We start from the raw sequence: 16,577 nt of genomic DNA, 5'->3' as shown, positions 1-16,577 counted from the left end.
AAATCAGTCAATTCGGAAAAGTCAGAAGTTTAGCACCACTGTGAAACTTGATCGACTCTCATATTTAACGATACTGTATATGCATACAGTTATTATGTGAGGTGATTATGCCACGCACAGCAGACATTCATGCCGCGTTTGTTGCGACCATAGAGTTAAACCCCAAGGGGTATCGTTACCTAAGCACAGATTCATTCATAGAGAAATTGCGGGAGTTCAACTGGCATTACACGCGCGAAGAAGCGAATGCCTGGATAGAGCGATACCAAAAAGACTTTGCTGACAAGACGACAGACGGTAGCGATAACAGGTACTGGATCTTGCGTAACATGGGGAGGGTCCAGTAATGGGATTTGCATCACCTACGAACGATTATGTCGAGCGCAAACTTTCACCCGAGGTGATTTGCAACATCGGCACAGAAAGTAGGGGGATTGAAACTGATTCAGGATTTGCAGTCATTGAGCCGGCTCTGAAAAAATCATCCGGCGATGTGTTTCTTATCCTTTGCGACGGTCATACGCAGTTTGCCAAGTTGATGGGCAAGGCGCTCATTACAGATGATGGAGAGGCAATAGAGGGAAACGCACTGGAAGAGGTCGAAATTCTTGGCCGAGTGACGTTCTTCATCAACCGCGCAATAGATGACGGATTGCCAATATGATTACCAGCCTCAAGAAAGCGGCTCGACCAGCTCCGGCCCCTGGTTTTTCACATTGCCCACAGCACGCGTCACGGCGTGCCATATAAATTTATCAGTTGGTACGGAACCGTCGGCCGAAATTTCCGCAGCTTCTTTCCCTCCAGTGTCTTGCCTCATCCATTCGCGCGCGGCTTCGGGTGAAAGTACCAGAGGCCGTCTGTCGTGAATATCTACCAGCCCTTTGTCGGCAGCAGATGTCACTATCAGGAAACCTTCTGCTTCATCTCCACGTTCGAATGGTATGCTGCCGATCGCCGCCATGAAAATCGGCTGACCGTCTGCCCGGTGAATAAAGTAGGGTTGTTTCTTGTCGCCTTCCTTTTTCCACTCAAACCATCCATCAGCAAAGCAGATTGCGCGACCATGCTGCCAGAGTGGTTTAAACATTCTGCTGGTGGCTGCAGTTTCAGACCGTGCGTTAATAAGCGGCGGTTTATCCCACCAACCGGGGGCGTATCCCCAAATGACTGGATCAAGATGCAACTGCTCATCTCGCTCGCTCAGAAGCAGAACTTTTGTTCCTGGCGCTACGTTGAATCTTCCGATGGGTTCTGGGTCGTAAGGAATATCGCGTTCTGATTCATCAGCGAGCAAGGAAAGATAATCTTCACGCGTCATTGACTGTGCAAAACGTCCACACATAGAAACCTCCAGCCATATGTCAGACTGAAAGTATAGGGCAGTAAGAAAAAGTGGTACTAGAGGATGTCTGTTGGCACGAGAGGATTTGAACCTCAGGTTCCTGACACCACATGACAGTGTGCGGAACTAAGAAGCTTCGCCATTGTGACTTTATGATAAACATAACCCGTTGATTAGTCTGATCTAAAAATATTGAATTAATGGCGAAAAATAAACATATGTATCTGATAATTATAGATAACACGCATGATTTAAAATCCCTCGGCGTTCGCGCTGTGTGGGTTCAAGTCCCACTCCGGGTACCATGGGAAAGAATAGAATAATCAAAGCAATAAGCAGTGTCGTGAAAACCACCTACGGGTGGTTTTTTTGTGCCTGCAATCCGTCGTTTTATCCTGCCTGATACGTAAAATACCCTTCAAACACTTGCTATAGATAATCACTCTATCGACGAATCGGTGCGTTAAACATAAACCCTCCTCGGGCAGGGTTGTTGATAAACCCATTACGGGCAGGATTATCGTTGTGGTTCTGGAATCCATTGATCATGATGGGATCGCCAAAGCCATCCTGAATCGCTAAATGTCTGTGGATTCGGTTTCGTGCCCGGAGCGTGAAAGCGAAATCATCCGTCCCGCCAATGATGATGATGCCATTCCCGGTATGAAGTGCCGCGCTTAACGCTTGCTCTCTCGCGGCCTGGTTTTGAAACGCGCTGGCTGTGGCAGACGATGACGCCAGCAGCAGTAATATGAGAACGGCGCATGAAAATACCGATGGCAGTTTCATGATTAATACCTGTTAAGGGTGTGGCTATTAAAGTATAGCTTTATGTTGTCATCTCAACTGAAAAGAAAACCTACAATTTAATCAGCTGTCCATGCTGAGTCTGAGGGGCTGGGAGAGTAGCGCCGCGCAGTTAAGAACTATAATAACAGTCGACAGGCGATGACTCCTGTTGGCAGATTTTACAGATACAGGGGGCGGCCGTGAGCGTCTCATTTGTTTCGCTAGTTGCGTTCACCACATTGCTTGTCGTTAGTTGCACAGTATGCCCAGCGGAAAAAAGAGGGACATTTTCGCCGTATGACACAACCGAGGATCCAGTTGCGTTTGCACAGCAGTCATTTACTAGCATGACCTCTTATCAGGTCATGCTGCGATCCTCATCTGCGCAGGAGGAGAATAAAATCATTCGCTACAGCTATCAGAAACCTGGCTACGTGCGAATGGACTTTACCCAGCCGCATTCAGGCGCGGTGCTTATCTTTAATCCTGTCAGTGGTAAAGTGACTTTATGGCCATTTGGTGCGGGGTCGTTGCCTATTTTGCACCTGTCGCCCACCAATTCATTGATCCAGGATGAGCGCGGTCATCGGGTGGATCGCTCTGATATCGGCGTGTTGTTAGGCAATATTCGCCATCTGCAGCGCGAGGGAACAACGACGGTTGTTGCTCAGGAGCGCGTTGCGGGGCGGGAGACAACGCACGTGTCTGTGGTTGGGCCGGGAATAATGACTGTTGATGGTGTTCACCGCTACGACGTGTGGCTGGATAATTATCACAGACTCCCTGTCAAAGTGATCGGCTATGCCCCAGATGGGCAGCGATTAGAAACCGTTCTTCTGGACGCTATGGTTATCAACATCCGCTTTCCCGCTAATTTCTTCGCGCCTTGAGGGAGCCAGTACTATGGCTGAGTATCTGTTCTCCACGGTCTGGCGGGTTGAGGCTCCAATCCAGGAGGTATGGGATGTTTTTTCCCATCCGGACCAGTGGCCGAAATGGTGGGGAAGTCTGGAACGCATCGTTGAGATCAAGAAAGGGGATTTACAAGGCATTGGCGCGCTGCATCGTTATACCTGGAAAGGCGTTCTGCCTTATCGCTTAACCTTTGATATCAATGTATTGAATATTCTGCCTTGCTCTCTGCTTGAAGGACAAGCCAGCGGCGCGGTGGAAGGGCGAGGCGTGTGGTCTTTTACTGCGAGTGGCAAAGAGACTATTGTCAAATATGACTGGAATGTCCGCACCACGATCCGTTGGATGAATTATCTTGCCCCGCTGGCGGCACCCGTATTTCGTTGGAATCACAATACGGTCATGCGTGAGGGCGCTAGAGGGTTAGCCCGTAAACTGGCAACGAAGGTGCATATATTTTGAAGGTGCTCTCACTGCTGTACTTTTTAGCCTGTAAATGGCTTAATAGCGACCTTGTAGTTTCTCATTTCATTCACAGTTAACAGGTCTGTTATTGATGAATAACCTCCATCGACTCGTCTTTTTAAGTCAGCGTCTGTCTGCTGTGATGATCGCATACGGTTTCCCAATGGGCCGTAGCTCAACTCTTACAACAGGGACAGACAGCAATGCAACGTCGACAATTTCTCAAGAATAGCGTTCTCCTTTCCGCCGCCGGTTTAGTCGGCCCTACGGTTATTAGCCAGACGGTACATGCCGCAGAGCCAACAGTCGCGCCTGTCGCGCGTCGACGCTTTGTCTTATCACAAACGTATAAACTCAACCCTCCTAAAGGATCGCGCGGGGTGGTGAAACTCTGGATCCCGCTACCTGTCGATACTGCGTTTCAACAAATGACAGCCCTTGCCTTTAGCGGGAACTATCAGCAGGCGTATGTCACCACCAACAATGCCTATGGCGCGAAGACGCTTTTCGCCACCTGGCCAGACTCGCAGGGCGAATTGTTGATTAACGTTGATATCGATATTGAAACTGCTGACTGGGAGCCGTTGCAGCAGGATGCGCTAAAAACCTGGCAAGCACCGGAGCAGATTACTTATCCGCTGGATGTAAAACCGTACTTGTTGCCGACGGCACATACTCCAGTGGATGGGCTGGTTCTGGAAACCGCGCGCAAAATTACCGGTAATGAGCAAGATCCGCTGAAAAAAGCGCGTCTCATTTACGAGTGGGTGAGTAGCCATATGGAACGGGATAATGATGTTATTGGCTGCGGTACCGGTGATGTGGCGGAGATCTTAAAAAGCGGCAAGCTCAAGGGGAAATGTACCGATATGAGTTCCGTTTTTGTTGCGTTGGCACGAGCCAGCGGTATTCCCGCACGCGAACTGTTTGGCATCCGTCTGGGCAAAGCCAATAAGCTCGAACGTTACTCGACAAGCGCCTTTGGCAAGGCCGACAGCGCAGGCGTTGCCGATGTCAGCGGTGGACAACACTGTCGCGCCGAATTCTATCTGGCAGGTTACGGTTGGTTACCGTGCGATCCCGCTGACGTGACCAAAATGCGTCTGGCTGAGAAAAAATCGCATCAGGATGCCGATGTCCAGGCCGTCAACGCTTACCTGTTCGGTAACTGGGAAATGAACTGGGTAGGATTCAACTACGGACGTGATTTCGAGCTGTATCCGGCGACAGAGCAGGGCGCCATGAACAACTTTGGTTATCCTTACGCAGAAGTCGATGGCGACCCGATCAATTTCTACGATCCTAAAGCGTTCTCCTATAGCTATGTCGCCACAGAACAACGCTAAAGGCGCAGGACTGACCCTGCTGACGGCCGCTGCGGCTGCCGTCACTGCCGGCTTATGCTGCGTTGGGCCGCTGTTATATCTGCTGTTTGGTATCTCAGCGGCGAGCTTTGCTGTTTTCACTCGGTTTGAGTTTTTACGAATTCCTCTGATGTTGCTCTCATTGGGATTATTACTGCGTGTTTTCTGGCGACTCTATTTCTCCAGGCGGTTGTGGTGTTCTGGCTGGCTAACCCTGAAGCAAGTGCGCGTTCTCTACTGGTGTGCGCTGGCGTTGATTTTACCGGTGTTATTTTACCCAACGCTGGTAGCCTGGTTTTATGAGGTGTTTGAATGAAGGTTTTCATGTTAGTGGCAGGCTTATTGTTGCCGTTATGGGTTCAGGCGGCCAATCAAAAAGTGGTGCTGGATATCCAAAATATGACCTGCTCATTATGCGTAATTTCTGTCAATCAGGCGTTACGCGAAACCGATGGCGTCATTAAAGCGAAATCCTCCCTCAAAACGAGGCAGGCAGAAGCGATCGTACCTGAAGGTTTTCCTACCGACACTCTCCTTAAAGCGGTTGCAAAAACCGGGTATAGCGCGACGCTTAACCGTATTGAGCAACAATAACCACCTACGGGTGGTTTTGTTCTGTTTTCCCGGTATGATGCCCGGCGGCCTGGTGTTCTCTTTTGTGCGTTAACTACCGGAATTCCCCTCGTTTCCTGTTAACCTGAACAGGCGGCAACTGTAAGCCGCCCACGCCCATTTGTATCTGTTATCCCTCCAGCCATGTAGGATGATCACAGGCAAGAATTTTTGACTAAGGAAAAGCGTTATGAAAACGGGACCATTAAACGAGAGCGAACTGGAATGGCTGGATGATGTACTGACTAAGTACAATACGGACAAAGCTATTCTGGATGTGTCAGAACTGGATGGTTTGCTGACGGCGGTGCTCAGTTCACCGTATGAAATTGAACCGGAGCAGTGGCTGGTTACAATTTGGGGAGGCGCGCAATATGTGCCTCGCTGGTCCTCCGAAAAAGAAATGACGCGCTTCATGAATCTGGCGTTTCAGCACATGGCGGATACGGCCGATCGTCTGGATGAATATCCTGAGCAGTTTGAGCCGCTGTTTGGTCTGCGTGAAATTGACGAGCATGAACTGACCATCGTTGAAGAGTGGTGCTTTGGTTATATGCGCGGCGTCGCGTTATCGGACTGGTCCGCATTACCGGATACGTTGCAACCGGCGCTCGAGGCTATTGCGCTGCACGGTACGGAAGAGAACTTTGCGGTGGTTGAAAAATTGACGCCAGAAGAGTTTGAGGAAAGCGTGGACGCTATCCGTCTGGCGGCGTTGGATCTGCATGCTTACTGGATGGCGCATCCGCAGGAAACGCCGGTCAAGGCGCCGGTAAAAGTGGATGCCAAGGTAGGACGTAACGACCCGTGCCCGTGCGGCAGTGGGAAAAAATACAAGCAGTGCTGTCTGCATTAACAGAAAGGGGCGTAAAGCCCCTTTGTTTAACCCACTTCGGGTAGTAACCCTGCAGCAATTGAAAACTGTACCGCTATCACCACAATTCCGCACATAAACACCAACGCCAGCGCTGGTGCGCCACCCGCCACGCGGTAGTTAGCCTGCGGGTTATGTTTTCTGCTTTGCCACGCCAGCATAGCGGGGATCAGCAACGCCAGTACCGCGAGGGCAACGCCCGCATATCCCAGCGCCATCACGAAACCACGTGGATAGAACAGCGCAAATGCCAGCGGCGGCAGGAAAGTCACCACACCGGTTTGCATCCTTCCCGCTGCGGTATTTCGGCGCTGGAAAAGGTCTGCCAGATAGTCAAACAACCCCAGCGCAACACCGAGGAAAGAGGTCGCCAGCGCGAGATCGGCAAACAAATGCACCGCCAGTTCAACGTGTGGTGATGCCACGACTTCACGTAATGCCTGCAACAACCCGTTTAAACCAGCGTGGTTGGCTAACAACCCCATGAACGTGGACGAGTTAATGCTGCCGAGTGTAGCCAGTTGCCAGAAAATATAGGCGATCAGCGGAATGGCGCTACCGGTGATAAATACCCAACGCAGTTTACGGATGTTACCGTTCATATAGCTGACGATACTCGGAACGCTGCCGTGAAAACCGAACGACGTGAAGATAACCGGGATTGCGGACAGCGCCAGCCCCTGCTGAAGCGGCAGCGTAAGCAGATTCACTTTATGGATATGCGGCATTAACAGGGCCAGCATTGCCACCAGGAAAATTATTTTGGCACTGAACAACAGACGGTTGAACAGATCGACCAGCGACGTCCCAACGCAAACTACACCACCGGCAACAAAGGTGAACAGCAGCACACCTGTGGTGGGAGAGATAGCTGTCCCGGTCCAGTCGCTGATGCTGGAGGCCAGCAGTTCACCTGCGCCACTGATATACGCCGCCGTCAGCGCGTACATCAAAAACATCATGCTAAAGCCCGTTATCCATTGTCCGTAACGACCAAGATAACGTTTCGCCAGGGTACCCAGCCCGGTGTCAGCCGGTACGTGTTGATACACTTCAAGCAGCAACAGCGCGGTGTAGCACATCAACGCCCAAAGACTGACTAACAACACCAGCGTGACGCTAAACCCCACGCCTGCCGCAGCCAGCGGCATTGCCAACATACCGGCACCAATCGTGGTTCCCGCCACGATAAAAATACTACCCAGGGTTCTGTTTTTCACGCTTTCCTCTGTCCCGGAGATAATCAACGGTTATATCTGCGGCGCAGGTTAAGGCAAAACGTTATTTTCGTCAAATCACCGTTACAATGAGTGTACATCAATCTTTACGATTATTTGATGGTTTAAGATGCATAAGAAATGACATTTATCTGCTGGAAAACCTGTGTTAACGCAAAGCAGCGCCCTGCGGTTCACATTAGGCTATGCCCTTTATTCAGGAGGTTGTATGGAATCTATTCACGGTCAAGAAGTGCTTAATATGATGATTGAATCTGGCGAGCAGTATTCAAATGCCAGTCTTGAAGCGGCGATTACGGCACGTTTTGGCGAGCAGGCACGTTTTCACACCTGTTCTGCGCAAGGTATGACGGCGGCCGAGCTGGTGGCATTTTTAGCGGCAAAGGGGAAGTTTATTGCAAAAGAAGACGGCTTCTCTACACACGAAAGCAAGATCTGCCGCCATTAAGATTATCGAATAACGGTGGCATCTCACCACCGTTATCCAACAGAATTAATTCTGCGTATCGAGCGTAGCCAGCTCTTTGTCGATGAAATAAAGACCTTCACCGCTTTTTCCTGCCAGCGATAGCTTATCAATAACAGATTTAAATAATTTCTCTTCTTCATGCTGCTCGGCAACATACCACTGCAGGAAATTAAAGGTCGGATAATCCTGGTGGGTCATTGCCGCGTGTGCCAGTTCATTAATTTTCTGCGTGATCAGCTGTTCGTGTTCGTAAGTCACACGGAACAGTTCGTCCAGAGAAGCATATTCAGCGAAGGGGGAAGAGACGGTATTAATACGCGGTAAGTTACCGGTGTCAGTCAGGTAGTCGAACAGACGCTGCATATGCGTCATCTCTTCCTGCGCGTGACGACGCAGAAACGCGGCAGCACCTTCAAAGCTGTGATAGCTGCACCACGCGCTCATCTGTTGGTAGAGCAGAGATGAATATAATTCAAGATTCATTTGCTCATTCAGTTGGTCGATCATTTCTGTTTTCAGCATGGTTCTGCTCCACAAACGTTATTATATATTACGTGGCGCCACTATAATTTGTTATTTAATTATTTGCAAAAGGTAAAATAATAAATTTATTTATTAAAAATACGAATGGGAATAAAACGCATTAACGCTATTGGGTGGAGGATAAAAATAACGACGTAACAAATGACCAGCATAAAAATGCTGGTCGGAAATATTAATAATTGAATGAGGGCGCTTGAGATACCGCGACGCCGTGACACTGCCAGGCGAGCGTAATTTTGGTATTCAAACACAAAGAACCGGCATATACGCTACAGGTTGACACCGGTTGCCCAAACGCAACGGCGCTGGCATAACCCATACGCTGGCACTCTTTGGTAGCTGTCCCCTGGGTTACGTAGTCATCGGTTCGTGCCGTTTGCAACATGGCCTGGTTGTAAGTCAGTCGAACCACACCGGTGATGGCGCTGGCTTCGCTCACCTGCGCCTGTTTAGTAATAGTGCAACCTGTCAGCACGAGCGGCAAAAGGGCAAGGATAAAGGTCTTCATGAGTTCGCTCTGAAAGTTCGGAGATAGGCTATCATGGCATACGTGTTGGCGTATCAATGGCTTGAATAGCCTGAAAATCACCTGCGATTAATCGCAACGACGTCAGATTTTTGAGGCCATTCTGAGCTGCTGAGTGAAAAATGTGAGCACTCCATTATTTTATAAAACAAAATTTCATTAAATTTGAAAGTGGATTTGCAAAATAGTAATGTGGCCTGAATGTTATGACTTTCAGCAGTCCACGCTACGCATTCAGGAGATGACAGAATGAAAATTGCATTGATGATGGAAAACAGCCAGGCAAGCAAAAATGCCATCATTCATAACGAGCTTAAAGCCGTTGCGGATGAGAAAGGTTTTCCCGTTTTTAACGTCGGTATGAGCGATGAAAATGACCATCATCTGACCTATATTCACTTAGGGATTATGGCCAGTATTCTGCTTAATTCCAAAGCCGTGGATTTTGTGGTCACCGGCTGTGGTACGGGTCAGGGCGCGATGATGTCACTGAATATCCATCCGGGAGTGGTTTGTGGGTACTGCCTCGATCCGGCGGATGCATTCTTGTTTTCTCAGATCAACAACGGGAATGCGCTTTCTCTCGCCTTCGCCAAAGGTTTTGGCTGGGGCGCCGAGCTGAATGTGCGCTATATGTTTGAAAAAGCGTTTACCGGACGTACCGGGGAAGGTTACCCACCGGAACGTAAAGAACCGCAGGTGCGTAACGCCGGTATTCTGAATCAGGTGAAAGCGGCAGTGGTAAAAGAGAATTATCTGGATACACTGCGCGCTATCGATCCTGAGCTGGTGAAAACCGCCGTGTCGGGTCCACGCTTCCAGCAGTGCTTCTTTGAAAACTGCCAGGACAAGTCGATCGAAGCGTTTGTGCGCGAGATTATTGGCTAAATCCTGCTGGCCCGGCGGAGTTCACCTGCCGGGCTATCTGTTTTTATCTGACACCGCGCTTCCCGCATCACGGGTAAGCCGCAGCGTATCCACCATACCTACCAGACAAATTATGGCGATAGCCACAAAGGCCAGGCGGAAGCTGATCCCCGGAATATTGCCCAGTGCCAGCCATTCACTGACTTCATCGCCGATGCGGATCCCAATAGCGGCTAATGAAATCCCCAACCCCACCGCTAACTGTGTAGCCGTACTGAACAGCGTATTGGCGTAGCTCATTTGCGACGCGGGGACGTCCGCAAAGGCAAGCGTACTGACGCCGGTAAACTGGATTGAACGGAACACGCCGCCGAGATACAGCACCAGCAAAATCACCCACACGGGAGTTTGCGGCGTTATCAGTGCACAGGCCAGCAGTGCCAGGACGTTAAGCGCCCCGTTGATCAGCAGCAATTTCTTAAAGCCCAGCCAGCGTATCAACGGCGTGGTGGCAGGTTTTATCGTCAGGTTACCCACAAACACCGCCAGCACCAGCGAACCTGCGTGAAAAGCGTTCATGCCAAAACCTACCTGAAACATTAACGGCAGCAGAAATGGTACGGCACTGATAGAAGCACGAAATAGCGACCCGCCGTACATCGTGACGCGAAAAGTTGGGACGCTCATGGCATCGAGACGAATCATTGGCCAGGCGGCGCGACGAAAATGGCGCAGAGCAAACAGGAAGGTCGCTATTCCCAGCGTGAGAAGTCCGGCAGTTAGCCAACCCTGCGGCTGCTGGGTTCCCAGTAACTCCATGGCATACACCAGGCTCACCATGGCAACAGAGGTGGCGACAAAACCCGCTATATCAAACGGACGGCGCTCATCGTCATGAATATCCGGAATAAAACGTAGCGCCAGCGCTATCGCCAGTATTCCCAGTGGGACGTTAATGAAGAAGATCCAGCGCCAGTTGGCATAGCTGGTGATGAATCCCCCAAGCGGCGGACCGATGATAGGCGCAACTAACGCGGGCCAGGTCAGGGTCGCAATGGCGGTGATTAACTGATGTTTAGGCGTGGTGCGTAGTACCGCAAGACGGCCAACAGGAACCATTAATGCGCCGCCCACGCCCTGAAAAATTCGCATGGCGACAAAGCTCTCAAGACTGGTGGACAAACCGCATAAAACCGAGGCGAGGGTAAATATCGCCAGTGCGAGGGTAAACACTTTTCGGGCGCCGAAGCGGTCCGCAATCCAGCCGCTGGCGGGGATAAGTACGGCGAGGGTGATTAGGTAGGCGCTGATACCAATGTTCAGGTCAACCGCCTGTACGCCAAAGCTTTTGGCCATGTCGGGCAGGGCGGTGGCGATCACCGTACCGTCAATAAACTCCATAAAGAAAGCGCCGGCAACAAGTAATGCCGCCGGGGAAAGACCGCGTTTATTCTCCACCGCTAAATGTTCACTCATGTTGTGCTTGCCATCTCAAAAGAAACTGACCGGGTCTGTTTTTTTGTTTTCAGCGTATCCGCTATGCGTACACCGCTATCGTTTCGATCGCTGAATGGGTACTATGACGACCTTTCTATAAGGAGCTTATTATGTCCCAAACACTGAATGCCGATCAGGAACTGCTCTCGGACGTTGTTGCCTGTCAGTTGGTTATCAAACAAATTCTGGATGTCATTGATGTTATCGCCCCGGTAGAAGTTCGCGAGAAAATGTCCAGCCAGCTGAAAAGCATCGACTTTTCAAGTCACCCTGCGGGGGCCGATCCGGTAACTATGCGCGCAATCCAAAAAGCGGTTGCCTTGATCGAGTTGAAATTCACGCCGCAGAATGAGTCTCACTAAAATAAACCGTTGTTTCAGGTTTTAGAAAGGTTTTTTTGCGTCTCTGAGAATGAGAGACGCGCGTGTAGAGACAATGTAGCGCGAGCCGGATACGATGCTTGGCATGACTATCCGGCGAGCGTTATGAAAATTGAAGATTAGTGATGTTGGTAGTTGACGACGTTCAGCAGATGCTTATCGGTTTGCGCCATGCACAGTCCCGCGCGTTTCGCGCTGCGGACTTCATCAAGAATAGTTTGTAACAGCACGCCATCCTGCTGCTGCTCTTTTTCCAGATCGTGGAGAAAATCAACGGTTGGTTCATCGTTCAATGCTTCTGCTTCATTGGCTAAGCGCGATAGCTTACTCGAACGCTGTTGGTACTCATCCACTGTTTTCTGAAACAGTTCTTCAAGGGAAGTCAGTTCATCGCCCGGAACATCGATGGCCTTGACGATAGGGTTAGCCCCGGCGCTTTTCATAAAATTAAACATACGCATCATTTGAGTCACGTTACCCTGCGCCTGGGTGCGTAGGAACGTTGCGGTGCCTGTCAGGCTATGTTCGTAGCACCATTCGCTAAGGTGCAGGTAAAGATTCGATGCGTAGAACTCAAGATTCATTTGTGTGTTGAGTTTATGAACAATTCCAACTGCAGCCATATCAATATCCTTATTTCCAGAAAGGAGAATGTACGTTACTCACGTCAGTGCAACGGGCTGCCGCCGCACTTCACATCTACGTACAATTAAAACTGTTAGCAGAATAAATCCGTTCCGCCGGTCCTTTAGTGATCACGAATTATATTCGCTTCCGATCGAGAATCAGCATAGCGCGTGACCAGGCATAAGAAAATCCTTAAATCTGCCTATTTATGTTTTTTTACACATTGTTATAGCAATATTCCTAATGCAGGTATTTCCTAATATAGGTTGGCTGAATGTAATCTATTGTTATGTATGGAATTAAATTTATCATTCTATAATGAAATGGTGTTTCATATCACAAAATTAAATTTAACAATAAGTTATCGTCTTGTCCTTAATGGTTATCTCCACCGTGGTTTGAGGAATTTCACGACTGGTGGGGTGAATGAAAATTAGCAGGTGGCTAATTTTTTGCGCCAGATCATTTTTGCCGGAATTAATAACTTTAATGGCCTGTACGATTCTGCATTGATCGTTTGGTGTATGTGGATAAAGCGAGGAGTGACATATGAAAAAGGTTGCTGTGCTGCTGGCGCCCGGTTTTGAAGAGGCGGAAGCGATAGTGACTATTGATATTCTGCGTCGCCTGAATATCAAAGTCGAAACGCTGGCCTGCGCTGAGTCACGGGCGGTGGTGAGCTATCATGACGTGCCGATGGTGACGGACAGCACGTTGGCCGCGCGTCAGGCGCATCTCTACGATGCCGTCGTGTTGCCAGGAGGACCGCAGGGTAGCGTTAATCTTGCCGCCAGTGAGGCAGTCATCCAGTTTGTCGCCCGTCATGATGAGACGGGAAAACTTATTTGTCCGGTGTGTTCGGCGGCTGCGCGTGTGCTGGGTGGCAACGGTCTGCTGAAGGGGCGTCGCTACGTGTGTTCGGGAGATTTGTGGCAAAACGTCACGGATGGGGAATATATCGATGCGCCCGTTGTCGAGGATGGCAATCTTATTAGCGGCAAAGGATTAGGACATATTTTTGATTTTGCGTTTACGCTTTCGGCGCGCCTGTTAGGAGATGATATTCCGGTTCGCGATCACGCCGACCACATTTACTACCGATGGTAAACATTGTTCTCCCGAATGCTTCAGCATTCGGGGACAAGGATTTGCTGACTGATGTTATGGACTAATCTGCTATTTCTCTTTTTCTTCGTTGTCAAAGTCGCGTTTTTTTATGTCATTTCTCGCTGAATTTATGTACGCAATTACTGTAATTCTGTGGTGTGATGCCGCTCTCTTATGGAGAATCAATTTCCCGCTAAAAATACCCTCAGCACTGGCATTGATCTTATCAATAAAAGGTAATGCCTTGTTTTACGTCCGAATTACAAATAATCGTCTGATTTTACCCTACATAAAAGAACGTTAAAGCTGGAGTTAACCATGCACAAATTCACTAAAGCGCTGGCTGCCATCGGTCTGGCTGCCATTATGTCACAATCCGCTATTGCTGAGTCCATGAAGCTCGGTTTCCTGGTCAAACAACCTGAAGAACCCTGGTTCCAGACGGAATGGAAATTTGCCGATAAGGCCGGTAAAGACCTTGGTTTCGAGGTAATTAAAATCGCCGTCCCGGATGGTGAGAAAACCCTTAACGCGATTGACAGCCTGGCTGCCAGCGGCGCGAAAGGGTTTGTGATTTGTACGCCGGATCCCAAACTCGGGCCTGCGATTATGGCGAAGGCGCGCGGCTACGATATGAAAGTCATTGCCGTCGATGACCAGTTTGCCAACGCGAAAGGGAAACCGATGGACACCGTGCCGCTGGTAATGATGGCGGCAACAAAAATTGGTGAACGCCAGGGCCAGGAGCTGTACAAGGAGATGCAAAAGCGCGGCTGGGATGTGAAATCCACCGCCGTAATGGCCATTACTGCGAACGAACTGGATACCGCGCGTCGCCGTACATCAGGTTCAATGGAAGCGCTTAAAGCTGCGGGCTTCCCGGAAAAACAGATCTACCAGGTTCCAACCAAATCGAATGATATCCCCGGCGCATTCGACGCCGCCAACTCCATGCTTGTTCAGCATCCTGAAGTTAAACATTGGTTGATTGTCGGCATGAACGACAACACCGTACTGGGCGGCGTGCGTGCGACCGAAGGTCAGGGCTTTAAAGCGCCAAACGTGATTGGTATCGGTATTAACGGCGTTGACGCGGTGAGTGAACTGTCCAAAGGCGAAGCGACCGGGTTCTACGGTTCATTACTACCAAGCCCGGACGTTCACGGCTATAAATCAAGCCAAATGCTCTACAACTGGGTGACGAAAGGTGCAGAGCCACCGGCATTTACTGAAGTGACGGATGTGGTGCTGATTACCCGCGATAACTTTAAAGAAGAACTGGCGAAGAAAGGTTTAGGCGGTAAGTAACAGAAATGCTGCGATGTTGTAGGCCGGATAAGGCGAAGCTGCCATCCGGCGCAATGCCCGGTGGCGCTGCGCGTACCGGGCCTACGTCCGGCGGTTTTCCAGGCCGGTAAAATCCTGAATCACGGAGACGTTATGCAACAGTCTACCCCGTATCTCTCATTTCGCGGCATTGGCAAAACGTTCCCCGGCGTTAAAGCGCTTACGGATATCAGTTTCGATTGCTATGCCGGTCAGGTGCATGCGCTGATGGGCGAAAATGGCGCCGGAAAATCAACACTGTTAAAAATTCTCAGCGGTAACTATGCGCCAACGACGGGATCCCTGGCGATCCGCGGACAAGAAGTTTCGTTTGCGGATACCACAACCGCGTTGAACGCCGGTGTCGCCATTATTTACCAGGAACTGCATCTCGTCCCGGAGATGACCGTTGCCGAAAATATCTATTTAGGGCAACTGCCGCATAAAGGCGGCATTGTGAACCGCTCGCTGCTGAACTATGAAGCGGGGCTACAGCTTAAGCATCTGGGCATGGATATCGATCCCGATACGCCATTGAAATACCTTTCCATTGGTCAATGGCAGATGGTGGAGATTGCAAAAGCGTTGGCGCGTAACGCCAAAATTATCGCTTTTGATGAACCGACCAGTTCCCTGTCGGCACGCGAGATTGAGAATCTGTTTCGCGTTATCCGTGAACTGCGCAATGAAGGGCGCATCATTCTGTATGTCTCGCACCGTATGGAAGAGATTTTTGCCCTTAGCGATGCCATTACCGTATTTAAAGATGGGCATTACGTTAAAACGTTTACGGACATGCAGCAGGTCGATCACGACGCGCTGGTGCAGGCGATGGTGGGGCGTGACCTGGGTGATATTTATGGCTGGAAATCCAGGACTTATGGCGCAGAGCGTCTGCGTTTGCATGAGGTCAAAGCCCCCGGCGTGCGCACGCCGATCAGTTTATCGGTGCGTAGCGGTGAAATCGTCGGACTGTTTGGGCTGGTGGGCGCTGGACGTAGCGAGTTAATGAAAGGGTTGTTTGGCGGCACGCGTATCACCGCAGGCCAGGTGTTTATTGATGAACAGCCAATTGATATCCGCAAACCGAGCCACGCCATTGAAGCGGGGATGATGCTGTGCCCGGAGGATCGCAAAGCCGAAGGGATTATTCCGGTTCATTCGGTGCGCAACAACATCAACATTAGCGCCCGTCGTAAACATGTATTGGGGGGATGCGTGATCAATAACGGCTGGGAAGAAACCAATGCCGATCATCATATTCGTTCGCTCAACATCAAAACACCGGGGGCAGAGCAACTGATCATGAACCTCTCAGGCGGTAATCAACAGAAGGCTATTCTTGGCCGGTGGTTATCGGAAGAGATGAAAGTGATTTTGCTGGATGAACCTACCCGCGGCATTGATGTGGGCGCCAAGCATGAAATTTATAATGTGATTTATGCTCTTGCGGCGCGCGGCGTGGCCGTGCTGTTTGCATCCAGTGATCTGCCAGAGGTTCTCGGTGTCGCCGATCGTATCGTAGTGATGAGGGAAGGCGAGATTGCCGGTGAGTTACTTCATGAACAGGCGGATGAACGCCAGGCGTTGAGCCTTGCCATGCCTAAAGTCAGCCAGGCTGTGGCCTGAATAAGGA

21 protein-coding genes are annotated in these 16,577 nt (G+C 50.1%); 14 read left to right on the top strand and 7 right to left on the bottom strand.

What is annotated here, in order from left to right; genetic code table 11:
* Positions 1-107: 107 nt before the first annotated feature.
* Positions 108-347, top strand: coding sequence for a hypothetical protein (locus ACVXHP_RS06735; protein WP_447571103.1), 240 nt, complete (start codon positions 108-110; stop codon positions 345-347).
* Positions 347-664 (top strand): hypothetical protein, encoded by a 318-nt coding sequence (locus ACVXHP_RS06730; protein WP_447571102.1) that lies wholly within the window; start codon positions 347-349, stop codon positions 662-664. Before ACVXHP_RS06735 ends, ACVXHP_RS06730 begins: the two co-directional genes overlap by 1 nt.
* A gap of 9 nt (positions 665-673) precedes the next feature.
* Here the strand turns inward: ACVXHP_RS06730 and ACVXHP_RS06725 are convergent, their stop codons facing one another.
* Both ACVXHP_RS06725 and ACVXHP_RS06720 read right to left on the bottom strand, forming a co-directional pair.
* Complete coding sequence (locus ACVXHP_RS06725) at positions 674-1,345, bottom strand: SOS response-associated peptidase (RefSeq protein WP_447571101.1); 672 nt, start codon at positions 1,343-1,345, stop codon at positions 674-676.
* 444 nt (positions 1,346-1,789) lie between these two features.
* Positions 1,790-2,134: a hypothetical protein gene (locus tag ACVXHP_RS06720; protein WP_447571100.1), complete on the bottom strand. Its 345-nt coding sequence runs from the start codon at positions 2,132-2,134 to the stop codon at positions 1,790-1,792.
* 200 nt (positions 2,135-2,334) lie between these two features.
* Here ACVXHP_RS06720 and ACVXHP_RS06715 point away from each other — a divergent pair, with 200 nt between their 5' ends.
* The 6 genes from ACVXHP_RS06715 to ACVXHP_RS06690 all read left to right on the top strand — a co-directional run bounded on the left by ACVXHP_RS06715 (position 2,335) and on the right by ACVXHP_RS06690 (position 6,343).
* Complete coding sequence (locus ACVXHP_RS06715) at positions 2,335-3,024, top strand: LolA family protein (protein WP_447571099.1); 690 nt, start codon at positions 2,335-2,337, stop codon at positions 3,022-3,024.
* A gap of 13 nt (positions 3,025-3,037) precedes the next feature.
* Entirely contained in the window at positions 3,038-3,508 is a 471-nt protein-coding gene (locus ACVXHP_RS06710) for an SRPBCC family protein (RefSeq protein WP_316129053.1), read from the top strand.
* Positions 3,509-3,714: 206 nt separating this feature from the next.
* Positions 3,715-4,857, top strand: coding sequence for a transglutaminase-like domain-containing protein (locus tag ACVXHP_RS06705; protein ID WP_316129052.1), 1,143 nt, complete (start codon positions 3,715-3,717; stop codon positions 4,855-4,857).
* Positions 4,835-5,191 carry a mercuric transporter MerT family protein gene (locus ACVXHP_RS06700; RefSeq protein WP_304700019.1) on the top strand — a complete coding sequence of 119 codons (357 nt, stop codon included), beginning with the start codon at positions 4,835-4,837 and terminating at the stop codon, positions 5,189-5,191. The genes ACVXHP_RS06705 and ACVXHP_RS06700 overlap by 23 nt, the downstream gene beginning before the upstream one ends.
* Positions 5,188-5,469 (top strand): heavy-metal-associated domain-containing protein, encoded by a 282-nt coding sequence (locus tag ACVXHP_RS06695; protein ID WP_042307732.1) that lies wholly within the window; start codon positions 5,188-5,190, stop codon positions 5,467-5,469. The genes ACVXHP_RS06700 and ACVXHP_RS06695 overlap by 4 nt, the downstream gene beginning before the upstream one ends.
* Before the next feature lie 208 nt (positions 5,470-5,677).
* Positions 5,678-6,343, top strand: coding sequence for a YecA/YgfB family protein (locus ACVXHP_RS06690; protein ID WP_447571098.1), 666 nt, complete (start codon positions 5,678-5,680; stop codon positions 6,341-6,343).
* A gap of 26 nt (positions 6,344-6,369) precedes the next feature.
* Here ACVXHP_RS06690 and tyrP read toward each other — a convergent pair whose 3' ends face one another.
* Complete coding sequence (tyrP, locus tag ACVXHP_RS06685; RefSeq protein WP_447571097.1) at positions 6,370-7,581, bottom strand: tyrosine transporter TyrP; 1,212 nt, start codon at positions 7,579-7,581, stop codon at positions 6,370-6,372.
* A gap of 226 nt (positions 7,582-7,807) precedes the next feature.
* Here tyrP and ACVXHP_RS06680 point away from each other — a divergent pair, with 226 nt between their 5' ends.
* A complete protein-coding gene (locus tag ACVXHP_RS06680) occupies positions 7,808-8,047 on the top strand; it encodes a YecH family metal-binding protein (protein ID WP_447571096.1) in 240 nt (79 codons plus the stop codon).
* Between the two features lie 45 nt (positions 8,048-8,092).
* Here the strand turns inward: ACVXHP_RS06680 and ftnA are convergent, their stop codons facing one another.
* Positions 8,093-8,590, bottom strand: a complete 498-nt coding sequence (ftnA, locus tag ACVXHP_RS06675) for a non-heme ferritin (protein ID WP_447571095.1) — start codon at positions 8,588-8,590, stop codon at positions 8,093-8,095.
* 193 nt (positions 8,591-8,783) lie between these two features.
* Positions 8,784-9,119, bottom strand: coding sequence for a YecR-like lipofamily protein (locus tag ACVXHP_RS06670; protein ID WP_316129048.1), 336 nt, complete (start codon positions 9,117-9,119; stop codon positions 8,784-8,786).
* A 267-nt stretch (positions 9,120-9,386) separates the two neighbouring features.
* Here ACVXHP_RS06670 and ACVXHP_RS06665 point away from each other — a divergent pair, with 267 nt between their 5' ends.
* Complete coding sequence (locus tag ACVXHP_RS06665; protein WP_200006077.1) at positions 9,387-10,025, top strand: RpiB/LacA/LacB family sugar-phosphate isomerase; 639 nt, start codon at positions 9,387-9,389, stop codon at positions 10,023-10,025.
* A 33-nt stretch (positions 10,026-10,058) separates the two neighbouring features.
* Here the strand turns inward: ACVXHP_RS06665 and ACVXHP_RS06660 are convergent, their stop codons facing one another.
* Positions 10,059-11,480 carry an MFS transporter gene (locus ACVXHP_RS06660; RefSeq protein ID WP_447571094.1) on the bottom strand — a complete coding sequence of 474 codons (1,422 nt, stop codon included), beginning with the start codon at positions 11,478-11,480 and terminating at the stop codon, positions 10,059-10,061.
* A 131-nt stretch (positions 11,481-11,611) separates the two neighbouring features.
* Between ACVXHP_RS06660 and ACVXHP_RS06655 the strand changes: the two genes are divergently transcribed.
* Complete coding sequence (locus ACVXHP_RS06655) at positions 11,612-11,863, top strand: DUF2766 family protein (protein ID WP_005127709.1); 252 nt, start codon at positions 11,612-11,614, stop codon at positions 11,861-11,863.
* Positions 11,864-12,000: 137 nt separating this feature from the next.
* On the opposite strand, the gene ACVXHP_RS06650 is transcribed toward ACVXHP_RS06655, so the two are convergent.
* Positions 12,001-12,504 (bottom strand): non-heme ferritin-like protein, encoded by a 504-nt coding sequence (locus ACVXHP_RS06650; RefSeq protein WP_165407845.1) that lies wholly within the window; start codon positions 12,502-12,504, stop codon positions 12,001-12,003.
* Between the two features lie 553 nt (positions 12,505-13,057).
* Between ACVXHP_RS06650 and ACVXHP_RS06645 the strand changes: the two genes are divergently transcribed.
* The 3 genes from ACVXHP_RS06645 (at position 13,058) to araG (ending at position 16,570) form a co-directional block, all read left to right on the top strand.
* A complete protein-coding gene (locus ACVXHP_RS06645) occupies positions 13,058-13,615 on the top strand; it encodes a DJ-1/PfpI family protein (protein ID WP_447571093.1) in 558 nt (185 codons plus the stop codon).
* Between the two features lie 318 nt (positions 13,616-13,933).
* A complete protein-coding gene (locus tag ACVXHP_RS06640; protein ID WP_042307751.1) occupies positions 13,934-14,923 on the top strand; it encodes an arabinose ABC transporter substrate-binding protein in 990 nt (329 codons plus the stop codon).
* Between the two features lie 132 nt (positions 14,924-15,055).
* A complete protein-coding gene (gene araG, locus ACVXHP_RS06635; protein WP_447571092.1) occupies positions 15,056-16,570 on the top strand; it encodes an arabinose ABC transporter ATP-binding protein AraG in 1,515 nt (504 codons plus the stop codon).
* The last annotated feature ends 7 nt before the right edge of the window (positions 16,571-16,577 follow it).

This window comes from Citrobacter freundii complex sp. 2025EL-00176, from assembly GCF_053309355.1.
This window is presented reverse-complemented; position numbering and strand designations above follow the sequence as displayed.